Consider the following 22,746-nt stretch of genomic DNA (forward strand, 5'->3'; position numbering starts at 1 on the left):
GAGTGCTACAACTTCTTCAAGGCCGCCGGATACGGAACCGATTAAACGCGACACGCTCTAGGCTCAGGGTGCGGTCCGTCATCGGTTGACTCATCTTCGGGTCGGCCTTGCGCTGGCTTCGCGCGCGCTTGCACAGCGCGATCAATGAAAAAACATTCATTTCATTATTGACTCAAATAAAATTTCTGTTTCATTCAGGGAAGCCAGAGAGAGGACCCCATGCCGCAACTCAACCTCACCCATGTTCGCCCTCACTTCCCCGCGCTGCGCGACGATGTCGTTCTGTTCGACAATGCAGGCGGATCGCAGGTCGTGCGGCAGGTCGCGGACCGGATCACCGATTTCCTGTTCACGACCAACGTGCAGCTCGGCGCGAGCTACGGCACCTCCGCCGCCGCTGGCCGCAAGGTCACCGAGGGGCGCGCGGCACTCGCCACGCTGCTCAACGCCGAGCGCCCGGAAGAGGTGGTGATGGGCGCAACCGCCACGCAGCTTTTCGACCAGCTGGCGCAATCGCTCGTGCAGCATTGGGAGCCGGGCGACGAGGTCGTAGTTACCAATTTCGACCACGAGGCGAATATCGGCCCGTGGCGGCGGCTGGCCCGGCAGGGCATCGTCGTGCGCGAGTGGGAATTGCCCGAAGGCGCCGTCGCACCAACGCCTGAAAGCCTGGCACCGCTGCTGGGGCCGAAGACCCGGCTGGTGGCGATGACCCATTGTTCCAACATCTTCGGCGGCATCAACGACGTGCGCGCCATCGCGGATCTTGTGCACGAACACGGTGCGATGCTGTGCGTGGACGGGGTGGCTTATGCCCCCCACCGGGCCATCGACGTGCAGGCGCTGGATGCGGATTTCTACGGCTTCTCGGTCTACAAGACCTACGGGCCGCACCACGCCGCGCTTTACGGCAAGTACGACCTGCTGCGCCACAAGGCGGGCAACATCAACCACTACTTCTATGGCGAGGACCGCGTTCCCAACAAGCTGGAACCAGGCAACCCGAACTACGAACTGGCCTATTCCTGCGTCGGTGTCATCGACTACCTGGAGGAACTCGCGGCCGCGCACGGCATCAATGCCAAGGGCCGCGCTGCGGTGGAGGCGGCCTTCGACATGATCGCGGACCACGAGGCGGCGCTCGCTGAGCGTCTACTGGCTTACCTGCGTGGGCGGGAAGACGTGACGATCGTGGGCGATCCGTCGTCGGACCGGGATGCGCGGGTGCCGACGATATCCTTCGTCATCGCCGGGCAGAATTCGCGCGACGTGGTCGAAGCCGTCGATCCGTCGGGGATCGGCATCCGGTTCGGCGACTTCCATTCCAAGCGGCTGGTGCAGTCGCTGAACCTTGGCGATCCCGATGGGGTCATCCGGGTGTCGGCGGTGCATTACAACACGCTGGACGAGATGGACCGGCTCATCGAGCGGTTCGAAAGCCTGCGCAGACAGGCGGCGTAACGACAACTTCACCAACTCCAACAAGGGACTGTCCTGATGAAGACAACTTCCATCCTGACCTCCGTGTTCGCGCTGTCCTTGGCGGCAGGCGGCATGGCCGCGGCGCAGACGCTCGAAGAGGTCCGCGAACGCGGGCATCTGAACTGCGGCGTGTCGCCGGGCGTGCCGGGTTTCTCGAACCCGGATGACGCGGGCAACTGGGCCGGCTTCGACGTCGAGGTCTGCCGTGCGGTCGCGGCCGCCGTGCTCGAAGACGCGGATGCGGTGCGCTACACGCCGCTGTCCAATACGGAACGCTTCACCGCGATCCAGTCGGGCGAGATCGACATGCTGTCGCGCACCACCACCCGGACGCTGAACCGCGACACGGCGCTGGGGCTCAACTTCGCGCCGGTGATGTTCTACGACGGGCAGGGCTTCATGGTGCGGGAGGCGATGGATGTCTCCAGCGTCATGGAGCTGGACGGCGCCACTGTCTGCACCTCGGCGGGGTCCACCACGGAACTGAACCTCGCGGATTTCTTCGAAGCCAACGGCATGAGCTATGAGCCCGTCCGCTTCGACCGTGCCGACGAAGTGCTTGCGGCCTATGACGCGGGGCGCTGCGACGTCTATACCTCGGACCGCTCGGGGTTGGCCGCGCGGCGGCTGGTGATGAACGACCCGTCCGAGCACGTGATGCTGCCCGAGACGATCTCGAAGGAACCGCTGGCGCCCGGCGTGCCGCATGGTGACGACCAGTGGTTCGATATCGTGTCCTGGACCGTCTATGCCCTGATCGCGGCCGAGGAGTACGGCATCACCCGCGACAACGTGGACGAAATGGCGATGTCGGACGATCCGAACATCAGCCGGATGCTGGGCGGCGAAGGCTCGGCCGTAGGCGAGTGGATCGGGCTGGACAACAAGTGGGTGCACCGCGCGCTGGCTGCCGTGGGCAACTATGGCGAGATCTTCGAACGTCATATCGGCCCGGACAGCCCGCTGGGGATCGAGCGTGGTCTGAACGCGCTCTATACCGATGGCGGCCTGCATTACGCGATGCCGTTCAAGTGACCTGACCCGTTGCCCCGCCGCCTGCCGGCGGGGCACACTTTCCGCGTTCTTCCCTCCATCCAAGGATTTCGCCGTGCCCGTATCGCGCGATATCGGCCCGCAGGCACCGCCGCGGCAACCTTTCTGGACCCGCTCCCGTATCCGGGCAGCCGTTGTCCAGCTCGGCTTCGTGGCACTCGTCAGCCTGCTGATCTATTTCCTCCTGAGCAACACGATGGCGAACCTGGCCCGGCAGGGGATCGCGTCGGGTTTCGGGTTCCTCGGCCAGCGTGCCGGGTTCGACGTCTCGATCAGCTTTCTCGAATTCGGCCGGAACGACACCTACCTGCGCGGGTTCTGGACGGCGGTGGTCAACACGCTGGTCCTTGCCGCGCTGGGGATCTTCTTCGCCACGATCATCGGCTTCCTTCTGGGGCTGGCGCGGGTATCGCCGAACTGGCTGATCTCGCGGCTGGCGACCGTCTATATCGAAACCTTCCGCAACATCCCGCTGCTGCTGCAGCTGTTCTTCTGGTATTTCGCAATTCTGCGCCCGCTGCCCGGCCCCCGCGACAGCGTGGAGATCCCGGGCGGAGCGTTCCTGAACAATCGCGGGCTCTACCTGCCGAAACCGCTGCTCGACCATGGTGCGCAACTCACGCTGCTGGCGGTGGCGGCCGGGCTGGTCTTCGCCCTCTTCATGGCGCGCCGCGCCCGGATGCGCCGCGAGGCGACCGGACAGCCGGTGGCCGTGGCGCATTGGTGGGCGCTCGGCCTGTTGGGCCTCCCCGGGTTGGTGTGGTTCTCGACCGGCGCGACCGTCGGTCTGTCGGTGCCCGCGCTTCAGGGGTTCAACTATCGCGGCGGCATGGTGATGCTGCCGGAACTGCTTGCGGCCCTTCTCGGCCTGTCGGTCTATATCGCGGCCGCGGTGGGCGAGATCGTCCGCTCGGGCATCGAGGGGATCGACCGCGGCCAGACCGAGGCGGCGCAGGCCATGGGGCACACGCGCGGCCAGATCATGCGTTTCGTCGTGATCCCGCAGGCCATGCGCATCATCATCCCGCCGCTGACGACACAGTACCAGTCGCTGGCGAAGAACACGTCCCTGGCCGCGGCCATCGCGTTTCCCGAAATAATCTCCATCATCGCGGGGACCACGATGACGCAGACCGGGCAGGCGCTGGAAACCATCGCACTTGCCATGGCGTTCTATGTCACCGTGAGCCTGTCCATCGCGGCGGTGATGAATTTCTTCAACTGGCGCGTGATGCGCCGCGCGATCTGAGGGCATCATGACCGTAACGATCGACCGTGGATCGACAACCGCCCCGGCATCCGGCCTGACCGTGCTGGGCTGGATCCATCGCAACCTGTTCCCCGACTGGCGGCAGGGCCTGCTGACAGTCGCGGTGATCTGGGCGCTCTGGCAGACCCTGCCGGGGCTGATCGGGTGGCTGTTCCTAGATGCCGTCTGGCGCGGCGACCGGGACGATTGCGTTGCCGCCAGCGGGGCCTGCTGGGCCTTCGTGAACGCGCGCTGGGGGCAATTCATCTATGGCTTCTACCCCCCGGAACTGCGCTGGCGGGTGAACCTGTCGATGCTGGCGCTGGTCGCCACCATCGCGGTGCTGTTCATCCCGCGCCTGCCGCACAAGGGCTGGGTGATCACGGGCAGCTTCATCGCGCTGCCCGTCGTGTCCTTCGTGTTGCTGCACGGCGGGATATTGGGGCTTGAGGTGGTGCAGACCGACCGCTGGGGCGGGTTCATGCTGACGCTCGTGGTGGCCGTCGCGGGGATGCTGGGCGCACTGCCCATCGGTATCCTGATGGCGCTGGGGCGCCGGTCGAACATGCCCGCGATCCGCGTGTTCTGCGTGACCTTCATCGAGCTTTTCCGCGCCGTGCCGCTGATCACGGTGCTGTTCATGGCATCGGTCATGCTGCCGCTGTTCATGCCGCAGGGCTTTGCCATGGACAAGCTGCTGCGCGCATTGATCGGTGTGGCACTCTTCAACGGCGCGCTCATGGCCGAGGTCGTGCGCGGCGGGCTGCAATCCATTCCCCGCGGCCAGTTCGAGGCCGCGACTGCATCGGGCATGGGATACTGGAAGATGATGCTGTTCATCATCCTTCCGCAGGCTCTGAGGACCGTCATCCCCGGCCTCGTGAACACCTATGTCGCGATCATTAAGGACACGACGCTCGTGCTCATCATCGGGCTGTTCGACCTGCTGGGCATCGTGCAGGCGGGCGTGTCGTCCAGCGACTGGCTGGCCCCGTCCGTCACCATCTCGGGCTATGTCTTTGCCGGCTTCGGCTTCTGGCTGCTGTGCTTCGGGCTTTCGCGCTATTCGATGCATCTCGAAGACAGGCTCAACGCGGGCCGCCGCCGATGAATGCCCCCCGCTCCACTTTCGACGCTAAGGATACCGCCATGGCAGACCGCGCCGACATCATCCGCATCGAGGGGCTGAACAAGTGGTTCGGCCAGTTCCACGTCCTGCGCGACATCAACCTGACGGTCGGGGCGGGCGAAAAGATCGTCATCTGCGGGCCGTCCGGATCGGGCAAGTCCACGCTGATCCGCTGCATCAACCAGTTGGAAACTCACCAGGTCGGCACCATCACGATCGAGGGAAAGGAAATCCATGCCGAGATGAAGAACATCGAGGCACTGCGCGCGCAGGTCGGGATGGTGTTCCAGAACTTCAATCTGTACCCGCATCTCAGCGTGCTCGACAACCTGACCCTCGCACAGGTCTGGGTGCACCGTGTGCCGCGCCGCGAGGCAGAGGACCGGGCGCGCCATTACCTTGAACGGGTGCATATCCCCGACCAGGCGGAGAAGTTTCCCGGCCAATTGTCGGGCGGCCAGCAGCAGCGCGTGGCCATTGCCCGCGCCCTGTGCACCAAGCCGCAGATCATGCTGTTCGACGAGCCGACGTCGGCGCTGGACCCCGAGATGATCAAGGAAGTGCTGGACGTGATGATCGAGCTCGCGGAAGAAGGCATGACGATGGTCTGCGTCACGCACGAGATGGGGTTCGCCCGCAAGGTGGCGAACCGCGTGGTATTCATGGACGATGGCCGTATCGTGGAAGAAGCCGGGCCGGAGGAATTCTTCCTCGACCCGCAGACGGATCGCGGCCGCATGTTCCTGTCCCAGGTTCTAGATCACTGACGGGACGTGCGACGTTGACGAAGGTATCGAGGCGAACGAAGCCGATGGATGACGCGGAACACGCGCCCGGCGCGACCGGAAAGCCGGACAGTGTCGCGGCGTTTCGAGAGCGCCTTCTGAACGAACGGCATCTGTTCACGAACCGGATGCTCGATGCCGGGGCGTGGGTTATCGCGAACCAACGCATAGTCGCACTGGAAACGCTGTCGGTCATGGCGGAAAAATCCCGGCTGACACCGTCCATCTTCGTAAGGCTGGCCAAGGCGATGGGGTTCGACGGGTTTTCGGACATGCAGCGGCTGTTCCGGGCGCCGCTCCACGACGCCTTTCCCGCCTCGCTGTCCGAACGCATCTCGCACAGCCTCGGCGATGAGGTCGTCAACGATCCGACGGATCCGCGCGCCATCGGGCAGTCCTTCTGCCGGGCCAACAGCGCATCGCTGGCGCATCTTGGTGGGCGGCTGGGCGACCTGCCGCTGGACGCGGCCATCGATCTCATCCTCGGGGCGCGGGCCGTGCATGTCATCGGGCTCGATCGGTCCTTTCCCGTCGCGGCTTATTTCGCCTATGCCCTGCGCCGCGCACGGGTGCAGACGATCCAGATCACCGGCATGGGCAGCCTTGCGGTAGAACATGTCGACACCATGCGCCCGGGCGATCTGCTCATTTCGATTAGCTTTCCGCCGTATGCCGGGCAAACCCTCGATGCGACCGAGGCGGCGCGCCTTGCCGGGCACGACATCATCGCGATCACCGACACGCCGGTCAGCCCGATCACCGAGGCGGCAAGGGCCGTCCTGACAGTGGACGACGCGGAGCTGCACGGTTTCCGATCGCTCACCGCGGTCATGAGCCTGGTGCAGACCCTCGCCATAGGACTCGCCTATCGGATGCGGGATACAGGCGACCTCGACCTCGATCTGATCAACGCCTGAAAGGACTGCGCAGGATGCCCTTCGATCTCGTCATCAAGAATGGAACCGTGGCGACCGCGTCGGACGTGTTCCGAGCCGATATCGGCATCAGCGATGGACGCATCGCCCAGATCGGCGGCGCGATGGACGGGGCGGCACGGGTCATCGACGCGGCTGGCCGATATGTCCTGCCGGGCGGGATCGACAGCCATGTGCACATCGCGCAGCCGTCGGGGCCGGGGATTGAGATGGCGGACGATTTCGACAGCGCCACGCGCGCCGCGGCGTTCGGCGGCAACACGGTTGTCATGCCCTTCTGCCTGCAGGAACGCGGCATGTCCCTGTCGGCGGCGTTTCGCGACTACCGACACCAGGCCGACGGAAAAAGCCATGTGGACCTGGGGTTTCACCTGATCGTCACCGATCCGACGCCGCAGGTTCTGGGGCAGGAACTGCCCGCGCTGATCGACGCTGGAAACCCGTCGGTGAAGGTCTTCATGACCTATGAGGCGATGCGCATGGATGATGCGGGCATCCTTGCCACCATGGATGTCGCCCGGCGCCACGGGGCCAAGGTCATGGTCCATTGCGAGAACGAAGATGTGATCGCCTTTCTCGCGCAGCGCGCGGCCGAAGCGGGCGATATCGCGCCGCGCGCCCATGCCACCACCCGACCCGTCGCCGCGGAACGCGAGGCCACGCACCGGGCGCTGACCCTGGCCGAGGTCGTGGATGTACCGATCGTCATCGTCCATGTCTCCAACGGGGCCGCCATCGACGAAATCGCGCGGGCCCGCGCACGCGGTTTGAACATTACCGCGGAAACCTGTCCGCAGTATCTTGTTCTGAGCGCGGACGATCTGTCCCGCGAGAACTGGGAGGGTGCAAAATACGTCTGCTCGCCGCCGCCGCGCGACCGGACCGAACAAGACAACTGCTGGCGCGGGTTGCAGACGGGGCTGTTCGACCTGTTCTCGTCGGACCATTGCCCGTTCCGCTATGACGACAGCCACGGCAAGCGCAACCCGGCGGGGCTGCGAAGTTTTCGCCACATTCCCAACGGCATACCGGGCATCGAAACGCGCCTGCCGATCCTGTTCTCCGAAGGTGTCGTGAAGGGACGGATCGACCTGCCGCGTTTCGTGGCACTGACCGCCACCAATCACGCGAAGGCATACGGGATGTATCCGCAGAAGGGCACCATCGCCATCGGAAGCGATGCCGATATCGCGATCTGGGATCCGGAACTGCGCCGGACGATCCGCCATGCCGACCTGCACGATGCGGCCGACTATACGCCCTATGAAGGGCTGGAGGTCACGGGTTGGCCGGAAACGGTGATCCTGCGCGGGATACCGGTGGTCGAGGCCGGGCAGCTTGTGGCGCCCGCGAAAGGTCGTGAGGTCTCGCGGACCGGCTGAGAAGCAGCCCGTGCCACGGTTCCGTCCGGGTGCAATCCGCATGCTGGGTGACCGCCAGAGTCTCGCTCTTCGACCAACCGCTTGCTGAGCCTCGCCTCAAGATGACTGGCGAGCCGAGAGAACATGCTGAACACGCAGTGGGGATCGAGTGGCGCAGGATCGTTCATCCCTGTCAGGCAAATGGTGCAAGGGCGGGTTCGCCAACCAGAACATGGTCTGCAAACTGCGTGACGAGGCGACCGTCGACGGCTTGATCTTGGAGTTCGAGGTTCTTGGCCGCTCGTGACTCCCAAAGCGCCCCGCCTCGAGACGCAAGGGCCTGACAAGCCAAGATCGTCTCGCCATCCAAGCGTTCTCTATTTGTGGGGCTTGCTGCCCAAGTCGGAAGTTTGTCCAGAGAAAAATGGTGGGTGGCGGAGACGATGGGATTCGAACCCACGAGACCCTTTCGGGCCTACTCCCTTAGCAGGGGAGCGCCTTCGACCACTCGGCCACGTCTCCGTCGACGGGTATAGCCGCCCAAACCCAAGGAATACAAGGCGAAATGCCCCGCCGGCCGCGTCTCTAATCCTGATCCTGCAAACCCTTGAAATGGCTCTGAAAGGCAAAGCTGCGTGGCAATCCCGTGGCCGCCGCGGCAAATCCCATCACGCGGCTTCGGGACACGGCAGTGTTCGCCTCGGGCGCGTGGTCGCGAAGATTCGGAAGCGGCGGACAGATCGTGCCCGCCGATGAATTATCTGAGTTGGACGCAACTGCCCGATGCAAACTTCCCCATGTGGAGCAGGCTACGGCAACGCCGTCCCTTCTAGTTTCGCAGGATCCGACCCAGTTGCATCTTGGCATCTACGAAAATGCGCTGGAAAGTCGCTTCAGCGCGCAGCTGTCGGAGAACACCAAAGGGGGCCGGAGAAGCCCATGGCCGGGAACCGTGTCGTCGACGCGCCGGTCGCCATGATCCGCGCGGCCCGGTGCACCGCTGCCGGGCAAGATCCACGGCCCACGGAACGTGCCGGTCACTTGGTCTGAAAGGCAATCGGCCACATGAAGTCCAGCGGCTTGTAGCCTTGCCCGAGATACTGAACGATATCTTCCGCGTCCTTGTGCGTTTCCTTCGCATTGTAGCCAGGGTCAAGTGCGCCCGTCGGGACGGAGAACGGGAAGAACACCTCGGTCTCGGGATTGTAGGCCGCGGTGGCGTGGCAGCTGTGGCAACTCGCTTCGAACCCGGTCCAGTATGCGGGCTGCGCGGTGTTCGGGCTGCCCGCGAAATCCTCCATGTCCGTGTGGCCGAGGATCACCGGCACCGTCCCTGCGCCATCCACGGTAAACCTGATCTGCGTGCCGTTCGGCGCGTAGGCTTGAAAACCGAACCGCTCGAGCCCGCCGGCCGCGAGGATCCCGGTCACCTCTGCCGCATCCAGTGGTGCGCGCTGCGTGATCAGGGTGTCGCGGACATGCGCGGCGCCGGGGTTGTCGTTGAACTCGAAGGTCGTCCAGAACCAGCTCGGGTCCTCGGTGTAGAACGCATCGCCGGGATCGCTCAGGGACCGCATCTTCACCATGATATGCAACCCGCGCCACCAATACGCGCCGCTGTCGAATTCAAAGGTCAGTGCGCCTTCCGGGGCTGGGCTGCCTTCAGTGATCTGCAGCCATGAGGCTTTCAGCTCCACGGACCCCACGGGCATGTCGACGTAATCGTTGTCGGCGAAGAACGCGGCCACGCCCGTCTTCGTCGTCAGCCCGTTCTCGATCAAGAAGTCATAGCTGATCCGGTTGCGGTTCACCTCTTCGTTGGCGCCATCGGGATCGGCCGTGGCCACTTGCCCGAACAGAAGGTCTTTCTTCTCCGCGCTTGGTTCGAGTTCTGTCCGGGGCGCAGCCGTGAAATCGAACGGTTCCGCGTCCGTATCGAACGTGTCGGGATCGGTGGGCCACGCCATCCAGACCGGCACTTCGCCGCGCCCCGACATGCCGCCGTTCGCCGGATCCGGCACAAGCCGGTTCACCCGCGCAAAGAACATCCAGGCCAGCCGCTCGCGATCCCTCAGGGACTCGCCAAAGGCCATGTCGGCGCAGTCGGCGGCAAATTCGGCGTCGGATTTGTCGATCCAGCCAGCCTCAAGGCAGGTGGCATGGCCGGTCTGCGCCGCGAGGGGCAGCGCGAGAATAACGAGACATGGGGCGAGCAGAATGGTTCTGATCATGGAAAATGTCCTTCGAGGTTGCGGCGATGGACGGAAGCGCGGTGCCGACGCGGGACATCGAAAGACCCCATGCAGACCCTCGGAGCATGGCACTGCCTGCCTCGCCGATCAACCATGGAGTGTAGTCATTGCCGGGGCACTACCGGCGTCCCTGGCGCCCAACGGACCGACCCAAAACGGTCCAGTGCGCTGGCCTTGCCGCGTTCTGTCGGCCGGTCGTGATCCCCGGCAGCACCCGGTTCAAGGCTGTGTCGGCGTCCAGTCGATCCGTGGCGTCGTTCCTTGCCGTGGCCCAAGCGCCCGATCCGGCCTTGCCAATCCGGTCAGTGCTGCTTGAGCCGGTCAAGTATCCCGCCACCGGCCCCCCGCGATCCAGGTTCCGCAGGCTCGATGTCTGCCGCATGGCCCGGCGAAAATCGGGGCAGGGCGCGGATCGACCCCTCGGTCGTGCGGGGCGTGGTCATCCATCCAGCGGAACCTCCAGTACAACCCGTGTTCCTTCATCCACCGGATCGAAGCGGATCGCGCCCCCATGTCGGCGCGCGACCTCGTCCACGATGGCCAGTCCAAGTCCGCTGCCGACGCTCGGTTGCAGTTGTCCGAAGCGGCTCAGGGCGATGGGGACCTGCGCGGCGGGAAGACCTGTGCCGTCGTCGGCGACGACAAGATGCAGCATGTTGCCGTGTGTCTCCATGCGGATCGCAATCCGTGAAAGCGTTGGCCCCCCATGTTGCAGGGCGTTGTCGATCAGGTTGCCGAACGCTGCGGCGAGGAGAACACGATCTCCGCGCAGGGCGACTGCGCCTTCGATACGCGCGCAGAACGAAAAGTCGATATCGCGCGCGAGCGCGATGGGCGCGAGATCGGCACAGACTTCCTCCGCCATCTCGACCGGATCGAACACGGTGTCGGGCAAGCTGTAGCCGTGGCGCAGGCGTTCCATCGACAGAAGCTGCTCGGCCAGCCGGGCGGATTTGCGCGCGGCGCCGATCAGCGCGCGTTCGCGGCGCTGGCGTTCCGCCGGATCGGTGACGCCCGGCAGTGCTTCTGCCAGCGACAGAAGCGCCGAGGCGGGGTTGCGCAGCTGGTGCGCCGCGTCCGAGATGAAGGCCTGGTGTGACTGGATGCTCTGATCCACCTGGCCGAACAGGCGGTTGAGTGTCGCGACGATGCCCTGCAATTCCCTCGGCACGGGTCGGCGGATGAGACCGAGATCATCCGGTGTCCGCCGTTCAATCGCATCCTTCAGATTATAGAGCGGGCGAAGCCCCCATTGAACCCCGAACCAGACCACGAAGGTCAACGTGACCATCAGCACCCCGATCAAGGCGAATGCGCGCCGGGCCAGTTCGGCGGCGAAGCGGTTGCGATCGGCCACGCGCTGCCAGACCGTCACGACGGTCTCTCCGGTCAGGTTGGCGATCGTCGTCGTCTCGGCCATGCGCAGGACGCGGACGCGTTCGCCGCGATAATCGGCGACATGATAGGCGGGCGCACCAGTCTTCACGCCGTTTCGTGCGACGGGCGGATAGGCGTAACCGGTCACGTAAATCCCGCCGGGGCCGGTCACGTGGTAGAAGACCTCGCCGCCACCGACATCCGAGATCAGCGCGCGGGTGCGCGGCGACAGCGCGTCGCCTTCGGAAATGACCACGTCCCGGGAAATCGCAAGTGCGGCGGCCAGCAGTCCGCGGTCGAAGAGTTCGTCTGCGGTGGACTGCGCGACGATGACGCGCCAGAACCCGAGAAGCAGGGCAACGGCGACAAGCGGCGCGACGATCAGGAAGAAGAGCCGCAGCCGCAGTGATGGGGTGCGGATGTTCACGCTTCGACGTCCAGCATGTAACCCAGCCCGCGTGCCGTCTTTATGCGGATGCCATGCCCGTGAAGCCGGCGGCGCAACCGCGATACATGCGGTTCCACCGCGCTGTCATCCACGTCCGCGCCGGTGCCGTAGACATGGGCGGCAAGCTGCGCCTTGGACACGAGCCGCCCGCGCCGGTCCAGCAGGCATTCGAGGACGGCCACCTCGCGGCGGGGCAGGTCGAGCGCGGTCTCTCCGTCCAGAAGCTGGCGGTTGTCGCGATCGAACACGAGCGGACCCACCGCATACCGCGCCGAGAATACCAGGTTCTTGCGGCGCGAGAGCGCGCGGAGCCGGGCTTCGAGTTCATCCATCTCGAACGGCTTCACGAGATAGTCGTCCGCGCCCGCGTCCAGCCCCCGCACCCGGTCCTGCGTGTCGGACCGCGCGGTGAGCAGCAGCACCGGAACGCCATCGCCGCGGGACCGCAGCCCGCGCAGAACCGCAAGACCGTCCTGGCCCGGCAGATTGATATCCAGAACGACGAGGTCCGCACTTTCCTGTGCCAGGAAATCCGCCGCTTCCAGTCCGTCATGAAGCACGTCCACCGAATGGCCACGATCGCGCAAACGGTAGGCGATCCCTTCGGCCAGTTCGGCATTGTCCTCGATCACGGCGATCCGCATCGCTCAAATTTTCTCATTATGCGCAAGTTTCGTGCAAGGTTGAAACCGCACGGTGCCCGCGTTGGAGGAGGGATTCTATCCCTAGGAAAGCATCAAGACGCACCGGCGGACACGTCCGGACCGGTCACACAGGTCTACGGGAGGACACCAATGACCATCAAGCACCTTGCGGCATCCATTGCGGCATCGGCAATCATCGCATCCCCGGCGTTCGCCGAGGTGGATTTCTCGGGCGAAACGATCGAATGGGTGATCCCGTTCTCGGAAACGGGCGGTTCGGCGAAATGGGCGAATTTCTTCGCGCCCTTGTTGTCCGAGCAGTTGCCGGGCAACCCGACTGTCGTGGTCAAGTTCATGCCCGGCGCAGGCTCGACCAAGGGCGGCAACTGGTTTCAGGAACAGAGGCACGAGGACGGCACGCTGCTGTTCGGCACGTCGGGCTCGACGCAGTTCCCCTACCTGCTGGACGATCCGCGGGTCCGCTATGAATACAGCGACTGGATTCCGGTCATGGCTTCGGGCACGGGCGGCGTCGCATACCTGAACCCGGAAGACGGCGCAAAGTTCGACGGCACGGCGAACAACCTTCAGGATGTCGCCTTCATCTACGGCTCGCAGGGGGCGACGCGGCTTGATCTCGTGCCGCTGCTGGCGTGGGAAATGCTGGGCATGAATGTCGAGCCGGTCTTCGGCATCAAGGGTCGTGGCGACGGCCGTCTGATGTTCGAACGCGGCGAAGCCACGATCGATTACCAGACCTCGTCCGCCTATCTCGGTGCGTCGGCGGAACTGGTCGCGCAGGGCAAGGCCGTGCCGATGATGAGCTGGGGAGCACTGGACGACGACGGCAACATCGTGCGCGATCCGACCTTCCCGGATATCCCGACCTTCAAGGAAGTTTGCGAGGCCACGGAAGGCTGCGCGACCTCCGGCGAGGCATGGGACGCATGGAAAGCCTTCTTCATCGCGGGTTTCCCCGTGCAGAAGATCGCATTCCTGCCCGCGGGCAGCCCTGACGACGTGATCCAGACCTATGTCGACGCCTTCGACGCCGTGCGCAGCGCGGACGGCTTCGCACAACGCGCGGCACAGCAGGTGGGCAAGTACCCGGTCTTCGTCGGGGAGGGCGCCGAAAGGGCGACCCGCGAAGGCACCACCGTGTCCGATGAGGCCAAGGCCTATGTCATCGACTGGCTGCGCGAAGCCTACGGCGTGTCGCTGAACTGAGACATGCCGCGTGCGGCTCCGGGGTACGCCCCGCGAGCCGCGCCTTCCTGAAACATCACACATCGATAGGGGGGGCGATGGATACCTTCGCAACCGCTTTGCCGGCTTTGGCAGACGCCTGGGCGCTCATCCTGCAGCCCATGGTTCTTGGCTACCTAGTGCTCGGCGTCGTCATGGGGCTGGCCGTGGGCGTGTTCCCCGGTCTTGGCGGGATCGCGGGCCTTTCGCTCCTTCTGCCCTTCATGTTCGGCATGGACCCCGTGCTGGGGCTGGCCCTTATGGTGGGCATGGTCGCCGTCGTGCCGACCTCTGACACGTTCGCCTCCGTGCTGATGGGAATACCCGGATCGTCGGCGAGCCAGGCGACCGTTCTGGACGGGTTCCCCCTTGCAAAGAAGGGGCAGGCCGCAAGGGCGCTGTCCGCCGCGTTCACGTCGTCGCTTTTCGGCGGCCTGGTCGGCGCCGTGTTCCTGACCCTTTTCATCCTTGCCGCGCGGCCCGTTGTGCTGGCCTTCGGTCTTCCAGAGATGCTGATGATCTCGATCCTCGGGCTGTCCATGGTCGCCGTGCTGGCGGGCCGCGTCGCCCTGAAGGGTCTGGCGGCCGCCGGTCTGGGGCTGTTGATCGGCACCATCGGCGAAGCCGATGCCGGTGGCAGCCTGCGGATGGCGACCTATGACATCCCCTACCTGACGGACGGGCTGCAACTGGTGATCGTCGGTCTTGGCATCTTCGCGGTGCCCGAGATCGTCAGCCTGCTGCGGCAGGACCGGTCCATCGCCAAGGATGCCAGCCTCGGTGCGGGCTGGGGTGAAGGTGTCCGCGACTGGATGGCCAACAAGTGGCTGTCCCTGCGCTGCTCGTTGATCGGCGTCGTCGTCGGCGTGATCCCCGGCCTTGGCGGTTCCGTCGTCGACTGGATCGCCTATGGCCACGCGGTGCAGACCACGAAGGACAAGTCCAACTTCGGCAAGGGCGAGATCCGGGGCGTGATCGGGCCCGAAAGCTCCAACAATGCCAAGGAGGGCGGGGGCCTTGTCCCGACCCTGCTGTTCGGCATTCCCGGCTCCGGCTCCATGGCGATCTTCATCGGGGCCATCGCGCTGTTGGGGTCGGGCGATATCGAGGTCGGGCCGAACATGCTGCGCGACAATCTCGACATCACCTATTCCATCGTCTGGCTGCTTGCCCTGGCCAACGTGGTGGGCACGCTTCTGTGCATCGCGGCCTCCGGCGGCATCGCCAGGCTGACCACGATCCGTTTCACCTATCTCGCGCCGTTCCTGTTCATGCTGATCAGCTTCGCGGCGTTCCAGTCGGGCCAGAACTTCGAGGACATCCTTGCCCTGTTCGCGATCGGCCTGATCGGCATCTTCCTGCGTCGCTTCGACTGGTCGCGCCCGGCCTTCCTGATCGGGTTCGTCCTGTCCAACCCGGTGGAGAAATTCTCGAACCAGGCGTTCCAGATCGCATCCTTCCGTTTCCGCAGTTCGTTCGAGGAAGGGATGGACTACATCCTGTCGCCCATCGTGATCGTGCTGCTGATCATCACCGTCGTGTCGGTCGTGCTGGGCATTCGGCAGGCCAAGAGCATCATGGCCGAGGGCGACGTGAAGTCCGGATCGAAGCGCGCGCCCCTGGTCTTCCTGCTGGTTCTCATGGCCTATGTCGTGGCCGCGTTGGTGAATGCCAGCATGATCCCCGACTACAACATGACCGACAAGATCGTGCCGCTCGTGGTGGGGGGCATCACGCTGGCCGCGCTGCTGATCCTGCTCGGCCAGATGATGCTGCGCTCCGAGGCCGATCCGGTCTTCGCGGACAAGGAATCCGCCGGCGAAGACGCGGACGCGCCCTATGGTCTGTGGGGCACCCTGGCGTGGTTCCTCGGGCTGATCGTGGCGACCTACGTTCTGGGGTTCATCCTTGCGCTTGCGGGTTTCCTGCTTTCGTTCCTGAGGGTGCGCGCGCAGGCGTCGTGGCCCAAGACGGTCATCCTGTCGGCCTGCGGCATCGCCCTGATGTGCGTGATGGCGGGCGCGCTGAACCGCGACTTCCCGCCTGGACTGCTGCAGGATGCAACCGATCTGCCCTGGCCGCTGAACTGATGCCCCCAGTGCGTTCTCTCCTGCCTGGCGACGGCGTTGGCCCCGTGACCCGGGCGGGCAGCGGGGCACCTGCGCCGACACCAACATCCTGTGCAACCTGATCCGGAAGACATCATGACCCAGACTGGCATTCCCTTTCTGTTCCTGCGCGGCGGCACGTCGCGCGGCCCGTATTTTCGCCGGGAGAACCTGCCGGAAGATCGCGACACGCTTGCGCAGGTTCTGATCGCCGCCGTCGGCTCCGGGCATCCGCTGAACATCGACGGCATTGGCGGCGGTGCGGCGGTGACGACCAAGGTCGCCATGCTTTCCGCGTCGGCTGACGACTGGGCGGATGTGGACTATTTCTTCGCGCAGGTCTCGGTCGAGGATCGCCTCGTCGATTTCAAACCAACCTGCGGCAACATCATGTCGGGCGTCGGCCCCGCGGCCATCGAGATGGGGCTGGTGACGCCGCGGGGTGACGAGACCGAGGTGAAGATCCGCGCCGTCAACACGGGCGCGCGGGTCCTCGCCCGCGTGCAGACGCCGGGCGGCGTGCTGACTTATTCCGGTGACGCCGCCATTGCGGGCGTTCCGGGGACTGCCGCGCCGATCGCGCTGGACTTCATGGGCGTGGTCGGCTCGTCCACGGGGGTCTTCCTGCCCACCGGCAACCTGCGCGACGAGATCGACGGGATCGAGGTCACCTGCATGGATGTGGCGATGCCCATCGTCATCGCCCGCGCCGCGGATTTTGGACTGACAGGCCACGAAACCATCGCCGAACTGGATGCGAATGCCGACTTCTTTGCCCGGTTCGAAGCGATCCGCATCGCGGCCGGCGCGCGCATGGGTATGGGCGACGTGGCGACATCCGTGACCCCAAAGCTCGGCATCCTGGCACCGGCGCGGCACGGCGGCACAATCGCGGCCCGCTATTTCATGCCGTGGAAGACGCACCCCAGCATGGCCGTCACGGGGTCCCAATGCCTTGCATCCTGCGCGCTGACGCCCGGGACCGTGGCCGACGGGCTGTCGCAACGCCCGGATGCGCGACCTGCGAACGTGGTTCTGGAACATCCCTCCGGGACGATCGAGGTGCTGGTGGACTACGACGATACGGACGGCTTCGCGCTGAAATCCGCCGGATTGCTGCGCACCGCCCGCAAGCTGGCCGAAGGCCGGGTCTTCGTTCCGTCGCGGATATGGAAAGGCTGAACCGATGCCCATCATGAACCTTCTCGTCGCCTTCAACGGCACGGCGTCCGCCGAAGCGGCGCTGCGCTACGCGGCGTCGCTTGCCCGTGACCGCAAGGCGCATGTCACGGCGATGCTGGCGCATTCCACCCATGACACGCTGGACACGACATCCCGCTGGATACCGCGCGAGGCCCGCGCGCTGCTGGCCGAAGCCAAGAACGGGCTTCTGACCGAGATCGAGACCCGTCTCGACGCGCTCCGGTCCGAGTTGAATCTTGGCGATAGCCTCGGGTTCCGCGAGGCGCCTGGCCGCGTCGATGACCTGCTGTCCCGAACCGGACGCGCCTTCGACGTGATCATAGCCGGGCGCCCATTGGGCGACGACGACGCCCATATCCGCCTGCATCCCGACAGGATCGCCCTGATGTCGGGCCGGCCCGTCATCGTTGTGCCCGAGGGCTTCGACGCAGAGGCGCGCCATGGCCATGCGGCCCTTGCATGGGATGGCGGTCGGGCTGCGGCCCGTGCCCTGTCGGACAGTCTCCGGCTTCTGGAAGCGCAGGGCAGGGTGTCGGTGTTGACCGTGGGCGACGTGGCGGGGCTGGACGACCTGATGACGCATCTGGCGCGCCATGACGTCGATGCGGTCCACGAGGCATGGCCGCCCGGCCAGTCGGTCGCGAAATCGGTACTCGCCTATTGCAAGCGGCATGCGCCGTCCATGCTGGTGATGGGGGCCTATGAACATTCCAAGTTCCGGGAGGATCTGCTGGGAGGCGTCACAGCCGATATTCTCCGCGAGACGGACATCCCGGTTCTGATGTCACATTGAAGGATCAGGACGATGCGCGACCAGGGCCGGATGCGGTCAACCCCGACAGCTCGTTCGCCAAAATCTTCGCAGTGAACAACGCCTGCGCGGGGGACGGGTCAATCAGCGTGATGAGTCCGGCAGTGTCCCCCCGTGCATGAAACGTGCGACGAGCGGTGCCCCGATGATGACCAACACGATCCGCGTCAGGTGATGGGTGATGACGAACCCGAGATCGGCGCCCGTCACGATGGCCAGTACGGTCATTTCCGCCTGGCCGCCCGGTGCGAAGGCGAGAAAGGCCGGGATCGGCTGGCCCAGCCCCAATGCGGTGACCGCCCCGGCGAACCCGGCCGCGAGCACCGCCAGCAAGAGCACGTAGGCGACACCGGCCGCGACCACGCGTGTCAGTTCCTTCCATGTGACGCCAAGAAACTGCACGCCGATGCCGCAGCCGATCAGGAACTGCGCGGCCAGCACCGCCTCGGCAGGGGGGCGGAAATGGATAAGTCCGGCCAGCGAAAGACTGGCGGTGACGATCATGGGTCCCAGGATCGACGCCCCGAACAGGCCGACACGTTCGCCGCCCTTCCACCCGATCAGGGCCGCCAGAACCATGAGCCCCAGTTCATGCAGGGGCAGCGTTCGCAGCGGCGCACCGATCGGGTTGCTCAGCGCCGCGCCGTAGACCTGCGTGAGAACGACCGGCGCGAGCGTCACGATGATGAGCACGCGGGTCGCGTGGATCAGCGACAGGGTGCGCGGGTTGCCGCCCGCTTCGGTGCCGAAGATCACCATGTCCTGCAAGCCGCCGGGCATGGCGGCGTAATAGGCAGTCGGCGTGTCGAAGCCCCACACCCTGCGGAAGAACGGCACGCCCACCAGCGCAATGATCGCGATGAACGGCGGGATCAGCGCAACTGAAAGCGCCATGCGCGGCAGGTCCGCGATCACCTGCGGGGTGATCGACGCGCCGACAGCGACGCCCAGGATTGTCCGCGCCGCGACCGAGACCTGCCCGAACCCCTTGAGCGGCATGTGCGCCAATGCGCCGGCAAGGCAGAAGGCCATCGGACCGAACAGAAATGGCAGCGGCAGCCCAAGTGCGGCGAACAGCGCGGCACCGGTCGCAGCGAGGGCAACGGTGACGGCACGGCGACGGACCGGGTGATGACACTGATTGCGCAAACCGACCTCCTGCGTGCCTTGACGACTTTTGTATACGCATGTATCCATCGGGATACAACGAGAAAGCAGCACGCATGCGCAGGGACGACAACAGCACGCCGCAAGGCAATGCCGCCTATGATCGCCTTCTCGGCGCGCTGCGGGACGGGCAATTTAACCCGGGCGACCGGCTGCGTGAGACAGAACTCGCCGAACGGTTCGGGGTGTCGCGGACCCCGGTGCGGGAAGCGATCCGGCAACTGGAGGCGGACGGGATCGTCACCCATCTGCCGCGGCAGGGTGCAAGCATCCGGACGCTCGACTATGCCGAGGTCATGGACCTATACGAAATGCGTGCGGTGCTTGAAGGTACGGCGGCGCGGCTGGCGGCACGTGCGGCGTCAGGCATCGAGATCGAGGAACTCTTCGACATGAACCGAACGTTGAAAGCGACCGGCAACGCACCCGAAGCCTTCGCGCTGAACCGCCGGTTTCACGCGGCGATCCTCGACGCGGCCAAGAACCGCTTCCTGTCGCGTTCCATCGTCTCGCTGCAGAAGGCATTGATGATCCTTGGCCCCACGACGCTGACCGAACCCGACCGCGCGGGAAAGGCGGTCGAAGAACATTTCGGCGTGCTCGACGCCATCAAGGCGCGGGACGGCACGTTGGCCGAGGCCGCCATGCGCGCCCATATCGAGGCCGCGCAGCGGGTTCGGGTCCGTGCCCTGCGCGCGCGTCATCTTCACGACGGAGACCTGCTTTGACCGATCCCATCGACATCGACATCGACATCGCCGTCATCGGCGGCGGCAACGCCGCGCTCTGCGCCGCGATCACCGCAGCGGAGGAAGGTGCGCGTGTGCTCATCCTCGAGACGGCGCCAAAGCCCTATCGCGGCGGCAATTCGCGCCACACGCGCAATTTCCGCTGCATGCATCATGGTCCGCTCGGTCCGCTGGTCGAAAGCTATACCGAGGAGGAGTATCTCGCCGACCTGATGAAGGTCACGGACGGAAAGACGGATGTCGGCCTCGCGCGTCTTGCGATCCGCATGTCCGAGGAATGCCTGCCATGGATGGAACGGCACGGCGTGCGGTTCCAGCCCTCCCTGTCGGGCACGCTGTCGCTGGCACGGACGAACGCGTTCTTCCTTGGCGGCGGCAAGGCCCTCGTGAACGCCTATTACCGCACGGCCGAGGCCCTTGGCGTGCGGGTGAAATACGAGGCCGCGGTCACCCATCTGGAACTGGACGACGACCGGGTCGTGTTCATCGATTACACGCAGGACGGCCAGACCCACAGGATCGCGCCGACATCGGTTGTCGTGGCGTCGGGCGGTTTCCAGGCGGATACAGACTGGCTCGCCCGCGCCTGGGGGCCCGCCGCGAAGAACTTCCTGATCCGCGGCACCCCGTACAATCGCGGGGTCGTGTTGGCGGACCTGCTGGATCAGGGCGTCGAACAGGTCGGCGACCCGACTCAATGCCATGCCGTCGCCATCGACGGTCGTGCGCCGAAATTCGACGGCGGCATCGTCACGCGGCTGGACTGCGTGCCGTTTTCCATCGTGGTGAACAAGCACGCCGAGCGTTTCTACGACGAGGGCGAGGATGTCTGGCCCAAGCGCTATGCCATCTGGGGCCGTCTTGTCGCCGCGCAGCCCGACCAGGTCGGCTATGTCATCATCGACGCCAAGTCGCTGGAGCTGTTCATGCCGTCGGTCTTTCCGCCGGTCGCGGCCGACAGCCTTGCGGACCTCGCCGACAAGATGGGCCTGCCCGCCGACAGGCTCGAGCAGACCGTCGCCGAATTCAACCGGTCCTGCGGCGACACCTCCGGGTTTCATCCGACGGAACTGGACGGGGTGTCCACCTCCGGGCTGAACCCACCGAAAACCAACTGGGCCCGCCCGATCACCGACCCACCCTTTTACGGGTATTCGCTGCGCACGGGCGTGACGTTCACCTATCTCGGGCTCCGGGTCGACGCGCGCGCGCAGTGTTCGGTCGGTAACCGCCCGGTCACGAACCTCTGGGCTGCGGGGGAGACGATGGCCGGTTCCATCCTCGGCCAAGGGTATCTGGCAGGTTTCGGCATGACCATCGGAACCGTTTTCGGACGCATCGCAGGCAAGGAGGCCGCCGCCCATGCAAATGCAACCTGATCTGATCGAGGAAGCCCGCCGCCAGGTTCAGATCTGCAACGCCTGCCGCTATTGCGAAAGCTACTGTTCGGTCTTTCCGGCGATGCACCGCGAACGGGCCTTTTCGGACGGCGAGATCACGCAACTCGCCAATCTGTGTCACAATTGCCGGGGCTGCTATTACGCCTGCCAGTACACGGCACCGCATGAATTCGACCTGAACCTGCCGGGGGCGCTGGCGGAAGTCCGGCAGGACAGCTGGAAGGCATATGCCTGGCCGCGTCCCTTCGCGGACCTTTTCGATCGGGCGGGCGTGGCGATGGCGTTCCTCCTGGCGCTGTCCTTCGGAATTCTGTTCGCGCTGGCGCAAGCCATGCGGCCCGAGACAGGTGAGGGCTTCTACGCCTACATGTCCCACTCGCTGATGGTCGCGATCTTCGCGCCCGCGTTCGTCCTGCCGTTGCTGGCGCTCGCCGTGTCGCTGCGGAGCTACTGGAAAGCCGCGGGGGGTGGCACGTTGCGCCTGTCGGATCTCCGGGCCGCGGTCCTGTCCGCCGGACGGATGCGCAATCTCGAAGGCGGGCACGGGGACGGCTGCAACTTCGAGGACGAAGACCGCTTCAGCCACGCCCGCCGCCACGCGCATCAGGCGGTGCTCTACGGGTTCCTTCTGTGTTTCGCGTCGACGAGCACGGCCACGGTCATGCATTACGTCTTTGGTATGCAGGCGCCCTACGGGATCGTCAGCCTGCCCAAGCTGCTGGGCGTGCCGGGCGGCATCCTTCTGACCATCGGCTGTGCGGCACTGGCATGGCTGAAGACGCGGGCGGATCGCGAGCTTGGCGCAGCCCGCGCCTGGGGCGGAGAGATGGCCTTCATCGCCTTGCTGGGCGCCGTCGGCGCGACCGGCCTGGCGCTTTATGCAGCGACGGGTAGCGGCGCAGTGGCGTGGCTTCTGCCGCTGCATCTCGGGCTTGTGCTGACCTTCTTCCTTGTCACGCCCTATTCGAAGATGGCGCATGGGTTCTACCGCCTCGCGGCGCTAACCATCGAAGCCTCCCGCGCCGCGTCGAAAGACGTCTGAAAAGTGGGTCTCTCCTGGGATAGCGCGTCTGAGTGTCAAGCTGCCTGGCGCGGATATGTCCGTGCCACTTCTGCCCCTCGACGCGGTCGGCGTGATACGTCCGAGGATCCGCGCAGACCCAGGGCGGTGTCCTCGTTCGGTCGGCTGGCTGGCCAGGTTGCAGGGCCGTACGCGCCAGTGGCGGTTTTCCTGTCCCGCACTTTTCGGCTATAAGGAAGGTGACTGCGCAAACCTGACGTCAGGAATCGTGTGGCAGACTCGCTTGCGATTTCAGCGTATCTGCTCCATCCGGTTCCTGCCGGGTGC

The 22,746-nt window shown here is 65.2% G+C and carries 19 protein-coding genes and 1 tRNA gene; 14 read left to right on the forward strand and 6 right to left on the reverse strand.

What is annotated here, in order from left to right; genetic code table 11:
- Positions 1-219: 219 nt before the first annotated feature.
- The 7 genes from DDE13_RS14955 to hydA all read left to right on the forward strand — a co-directional run bounded on the left by DDE13_RS14955 (position 220) and on the right by hydA (position 8,015).
- Positions 220-1,461, forward strand: a complete 1,242-nt coding sequence (locus DDE13_RS14955; RefSeq protein WP_111405095.1) for a cysteine desulfurase-like protein — start codon at positions 220-222, stop codon at positions 1,459-1,461.
- A 36-nt stretch (positions 1,462-1,497) separates the two neighbouring features.
- Complete coding sequence (locus DDE13_RS14960) at positions 1,498-2,517, forward strand: amino acid ABC transporter substrate-binding protein (RefSeq protein WP_111405096.1); 1,020 nt, start codon at positions 1,498-1,500, stop codon at positions 2,515-2,517.
- 73 nt (positions 2,518-2,590) lie between these two features.
- A complete protein-coding gene (locus DDE13_RS14965; protein WP_222626112.1) occupies positions 2,591-3,784 on the forward strand; it encodes an amino acid ABC transporter permease in 1,194 nt (397 codons plus the stop codon).
- 7 nt (positions 3,785-3,791) lie between these two features.
- Positions 3,792-4,895 (forward strand): amino acid ABC transporter permease, encoded by a 1,104-nt coding sequence (locus DDE13_RS14970; protein ID WP_111405098.1) that lies wholly within the window; start codon positions 3,792-3,794, stop codon positions 4,893-4,895.
- 38 nt (positions 4,896-4,933) lie between these two features.
- On the forward strand, positions 4,934-5,680 hold the full coding sequence (locus tag DDE13_RS14975; RefSeq protein ID WP_111405099.1) for an amino acid ABC transporter ATP-binding protein: 747 nt from the start codon (positions 4,934-4,936) through the stop codon (positions 5,678-5,680).
- A 44-nt stretch (positions 5,681-5,724) separates the two neighbouring features.
- Positions 5,725-6,615 carry a MurR/RpiR family transcriptional regulator gene (locus DDE13_RS14980; RefSeq protein WP_111405100.1) on the forward strand — a complete coding sequence of 297 codons (891 nt, stop codon included), beginning with the start codon at positions 5,725-5,727 and terminating at the stop codon, positions 6,613-6,615.
- Positions 6,616-6,629: 14 nt separating this feature from the next.
- Positions 6,630-8,015, forward strand: coding sequence for a dihydropyrimidinase (gene hydA, locus DDE13_RS14985; protein WP_111405101.1), 1,386 nt, complete (start codon positions 6,630-6,632; stop codon positions 8,013-8,015).
- A gap of 411 nt (positions 8,016-8,426) precedes the next feature.
- Here hydA and DDE13_RS14990 read toward each other — a convergent pair.
- The 5 genes from DDE13_RS14990 to DDE13_RS15005 all read right to left on the reverse strand — a co-directional run bounded on the left by DDE13_RS14990 (position 8,427) and on the right by DDE13_RS15005 (position 12,715).
- Positions 8,427-8,516: transfer RNA gene (locus DDE13_RS14990), tRNA-Ser, on the reverse strand.
- Between the two features lie 515 nt (positions 8,517-9,031).
- On the reverse strand, positions 9,032-10,225 hold the full coding sequence (locus tag DDE13_RS14995; protein WP_111405102.1) for a hypothetical protein: 1,194 nt from the start codon (positions 10,223-10,225) through the stop codon (positions 9,032-9,034).
- A 323-nt stretch (positions 10,226-10,548) separates the two neighbouring features.
- A complete protein-coding gene (locus DDE13_RS22955) occupies positions 10,549-10,689 on the reverse strand; it encodes a hypothetical protein (RefSeq protein ID WP_162631038.1) in 141 nt (46 codons plus the stop codon).
- Positions 10,686-12,050 (reverse strand): sensor histidine kinase, encoded by a 1,365-nt coding sequence (locus tag DDE13_RS15000; protein WP_235868718.1) that lies wholly within the window; start codon positions 12,048-12,050, stop codon positions 10,686-10,688. The genes DDE13_RS22955 and DDE13_RS15000 overlap by 4 nt, the downstream gene beginning before the upstream one ends.
- Entirely contained in the window at positions 12,047-12,715 is a 669-nt protein-coding gene (locus DDE13_RS15005) for a response regulator transcription factor (protein ID WP_111405103.1), read from the reverse strand. The genes DDE13_RS15000 and DDE13_RS15005 overlap by 4 nt, the downstream gene beginning before the upstream one ends.
- A 150-nt stretch (positions 12,716-12,865) precedes the next feature.
- Here DDE13_RS15005 and DDE13_RS15010 point away from each other — a divergent pair, with 150 nt between their 5' ends.
- The 4 genes from DDE13_RS15010 to DDE13_RS15025 all read left to right on the forward strand — a co-directional run bounded on the left by DDE13_RS15010 (position 12,866) and on the right by DDE13_RS15025 (position 18,064).
- Positions 12,866-13,942 carry a tricarboxylate transporter gene (locus tag DDE13_RS15010; protein WP_111405104.1) on the forward strand — a complete coding sequence of 359 codons (1,077 nt, stop codon included), beginning with the start codon at positions 12,866-12,868 and terminating at the stop codon, positions 13,940-13,942.
- Between the two features lie 77 nt (positions 13,943-14,019).
- On the forward strand, positions 14,020-16,050 hold the full coding sequence (locus DDE13_RS15015) for a tripartite tricarboxylate transporter permease (RefSeq protein WP_111405105.1): 2,031 nt from the start codon (positions 14,020-14,022) through the stop codon (positions 16,048-16,050).
- Positions 16,051-16,164: 114 nt separating this feature from the next.
- Positions 16,165-17,250 carry a 4-oxalomesaconate tautomerase gene (locus tag DDE13_RS15020; protein WP_111405106.1) on the forward strand — a complete coding sequence of 362 codons (1,086 nt, stop codon included), beginning with the start codon at positions 16,165-16,167 and terminating at the stop codon, positions 17,248-17,250.
- Between the two features lie 4 nt (positions 17,251-17,254).
- Entirely contained in the window at positions 17,255-18,064 is an 810-nt protein-coding gene (locus DDE13_RS15025; RefSeq protein WP_111405107.1) for a universal stress protein, read from the forward strand.
- Between the two features lie 102 nt (positions 18,065-18,166).
- On the opposite strand, the gene DDE13_RS15030 is transcribed toward DDE13_RS15025, so the two are convergent.
- Positions 18,167-19,231 (reverse strand): AbrB family transcriptional regulator, encoded by a 1,065-nt coding sequence (locus DDE13_RS15030; RefSeq protein ID WP_235868719.1) that lies wholly within the window; start codon positions 19,229-19,231, stop codon positions 18,167-18,169.
- A 74-nt stretch (positions 19,232-19,305) separates the two neighbouring features.
- Between DDE13_RS15030 and DDE13_RS15035 the strand changes: the two genes are divergently transcribed.
- Genes DDE13_RS15035 through tcuB form a run of 3 tightly spaced genes read left to right on the forward strand, consistent with a single transcriptional unit; the run spans position 19,306 to position 22,440 of the window.
- Positions 19,306-19,977 carry a GntR family transcriptional regulator gene (locus tag DDE13_RS15035; RefSeq protein ID WP_111405109.1) on the forward strand — a complete coding sequence of 224 codons (672 nt, stop codon included), beginning with the start codon at positions 19,306-19,308 and terminating at the stop codon, positions 19,975-19,977.
- Positions 19,974-21,377 carry an FAD-dependent tricarballylate dehydrogenase TcuA gene (tcuA, locus tag DDE13_RS15040; protein WP_328587844.1) on the forward strand — a complete coding sequence of 468 codons (1,404 nt, stop codon included), beginning with the start codon at positions 19,974-19,976 and terminating at the stop codon, positions 21,375-21,377. Before DDE13_RS15035 ends, tcuA begins: the two co-directional genes overlap by 4 nt.
- The gene (gene tcuB / locus DDE13_RS15045; protein WP_328587845.1) at positions 21,361-22,440 is read left to right on the forward strand and encodes a tricarballylate utilization 4Fe-4S protein TcuB; all 1,080 of its coding nucleotides are present in this window, start codon (positions 21,361-21,363) and stop codon (positions 22,438-22,440) included. The genes tcuA and tcuB overlap by 17 nt, the downstream gene beginning before the upstream one ends.
- The last annotated feature ends 306 nt before the right edge of the window (positions 22,441-22,746 follow it).

It is taken from the genome of Meridianimarinicoccus zhengii (assembly GCF_003254465.1).
Lineage (GTDB): Bacteria > Pseudomonadota > Alphaproteobacteria > Rhodobacterales > Rhodobacteraceae > Meridianimarinicoccus > Meridianimarinicoccus zhengii.

What these genes read in the sequence shown, in the direction of transcription:
- DDE13_RS14955 (WP_111405095.1), top strand. Translation starts at nt 220, where the DNA reads ATGCCGCAACTCAACCTCACCCATGTTCGCCCTCACTTCCCCGCGCTG.
- DDE13_RS14960 (WP_111405096.1), top strand. Translation starts at nt 1,498, where the DNA reads ATGAAGACAACTTCCATCCTGACCTCCGTGTTCGCGCTGTCCTTGGCG.
- DDE13_RS14970 (WP_111405098.1), top strand. Translation starts at nt 3,792, where the DNA reads ATGACCGTAACGATCGACCGTGGATCGACAACCGCCCCGGCATCCGGC.
- DDE13_RS14975 (WP_111405099.1), top strand. Translation starts at nt 4,934, where the DNA reads ATGGCAGACCGCGCCGACATCATCCGCATCGAGGGGCTGAACAAGTGG.
- DDE13_RS14980 (WP_111405100.1), top strand. Translation starts at nt 5,725, where the DNA reads ATGGATGACGCGGAACACGCGCCCGGCGCGACCGGAAAGCCGGACAGT.
- hydA (WP_111405101.1), top strand. Translation starts at nt 6,630, where the DNA reads ATGCCCTTCGATCTCGTCATCAAGAATGGAACCGTGGCGACCGCGTCG.
- DDE13_RS14995 (WP_111405102.1), bottom strand. Translation starts at nt 10,225, where the DNA reads ATGATCAGAACCATTCTGCTCGCCCCATGTCTCGTTATTCTCGCGCTG.
- DDE13_RS22955 (WP_162631038.1), bottom strand. Translation starts at nt 10,689, where the DNA reads ATGACCACGCCCCGCACGACCGAGGGGTCGATCCGCGCCCTGCCCCGA.
- DDE13_RS15005 (WP_111405103.1), bottom strand. Translation starts at nt 12,715, where the DNA reads ATGCGGATCGCCGTGATCGAGGACAATGCCGAACTGGCCGAAGGGATC.
- DDE13_RS15010 (WP_111405104.1), top strand. Translation starts at nt 12,866, where the DNA reads ATGACCATCAAGCACCTTGCGGCATCCATTGCGGCATCGGCAATCATC.
- DDE13_RS15015 (WP_111405105.1), top strand. Translation starts at nt 14,020, where the DNA reads ATGGATACCTTCGCAACCGCTTTGCCGGCTTTGGCAGACGCCTGGGCG.
- DDE13_RS15020 (WP_111405106.1), top strand. Translation starts at nt 16,165, where the DNA reads ATGACCCAGACTGGCATTCCCTTTCTGTTCCTGCGCGGCGGCACGTCG.
- DDE13_RS15025 (WP_111405107.1), top strand. Translation starts at nt 17,255, where the DNA reads ATGCCCATCATGAACCTTCTCGTCGCCTTCAACGGCACGGCGTCCGCC.
- DDE13_RS15035 (WP_111405109.1), top strand. Translation starts at nt 19,306, where the DNA reads ATGCGCAGGGACGACAACAGCACGCCGCAAGGCAATGCCGCCTATGAT.
- tcuB (WP_328587845.1), top strand. Translation starts at nt 21,361, where the DNA reads ATGCAAATGCAACCTGATCTGATCGAGGAAGCCCGCCGCCAGGTTCAG.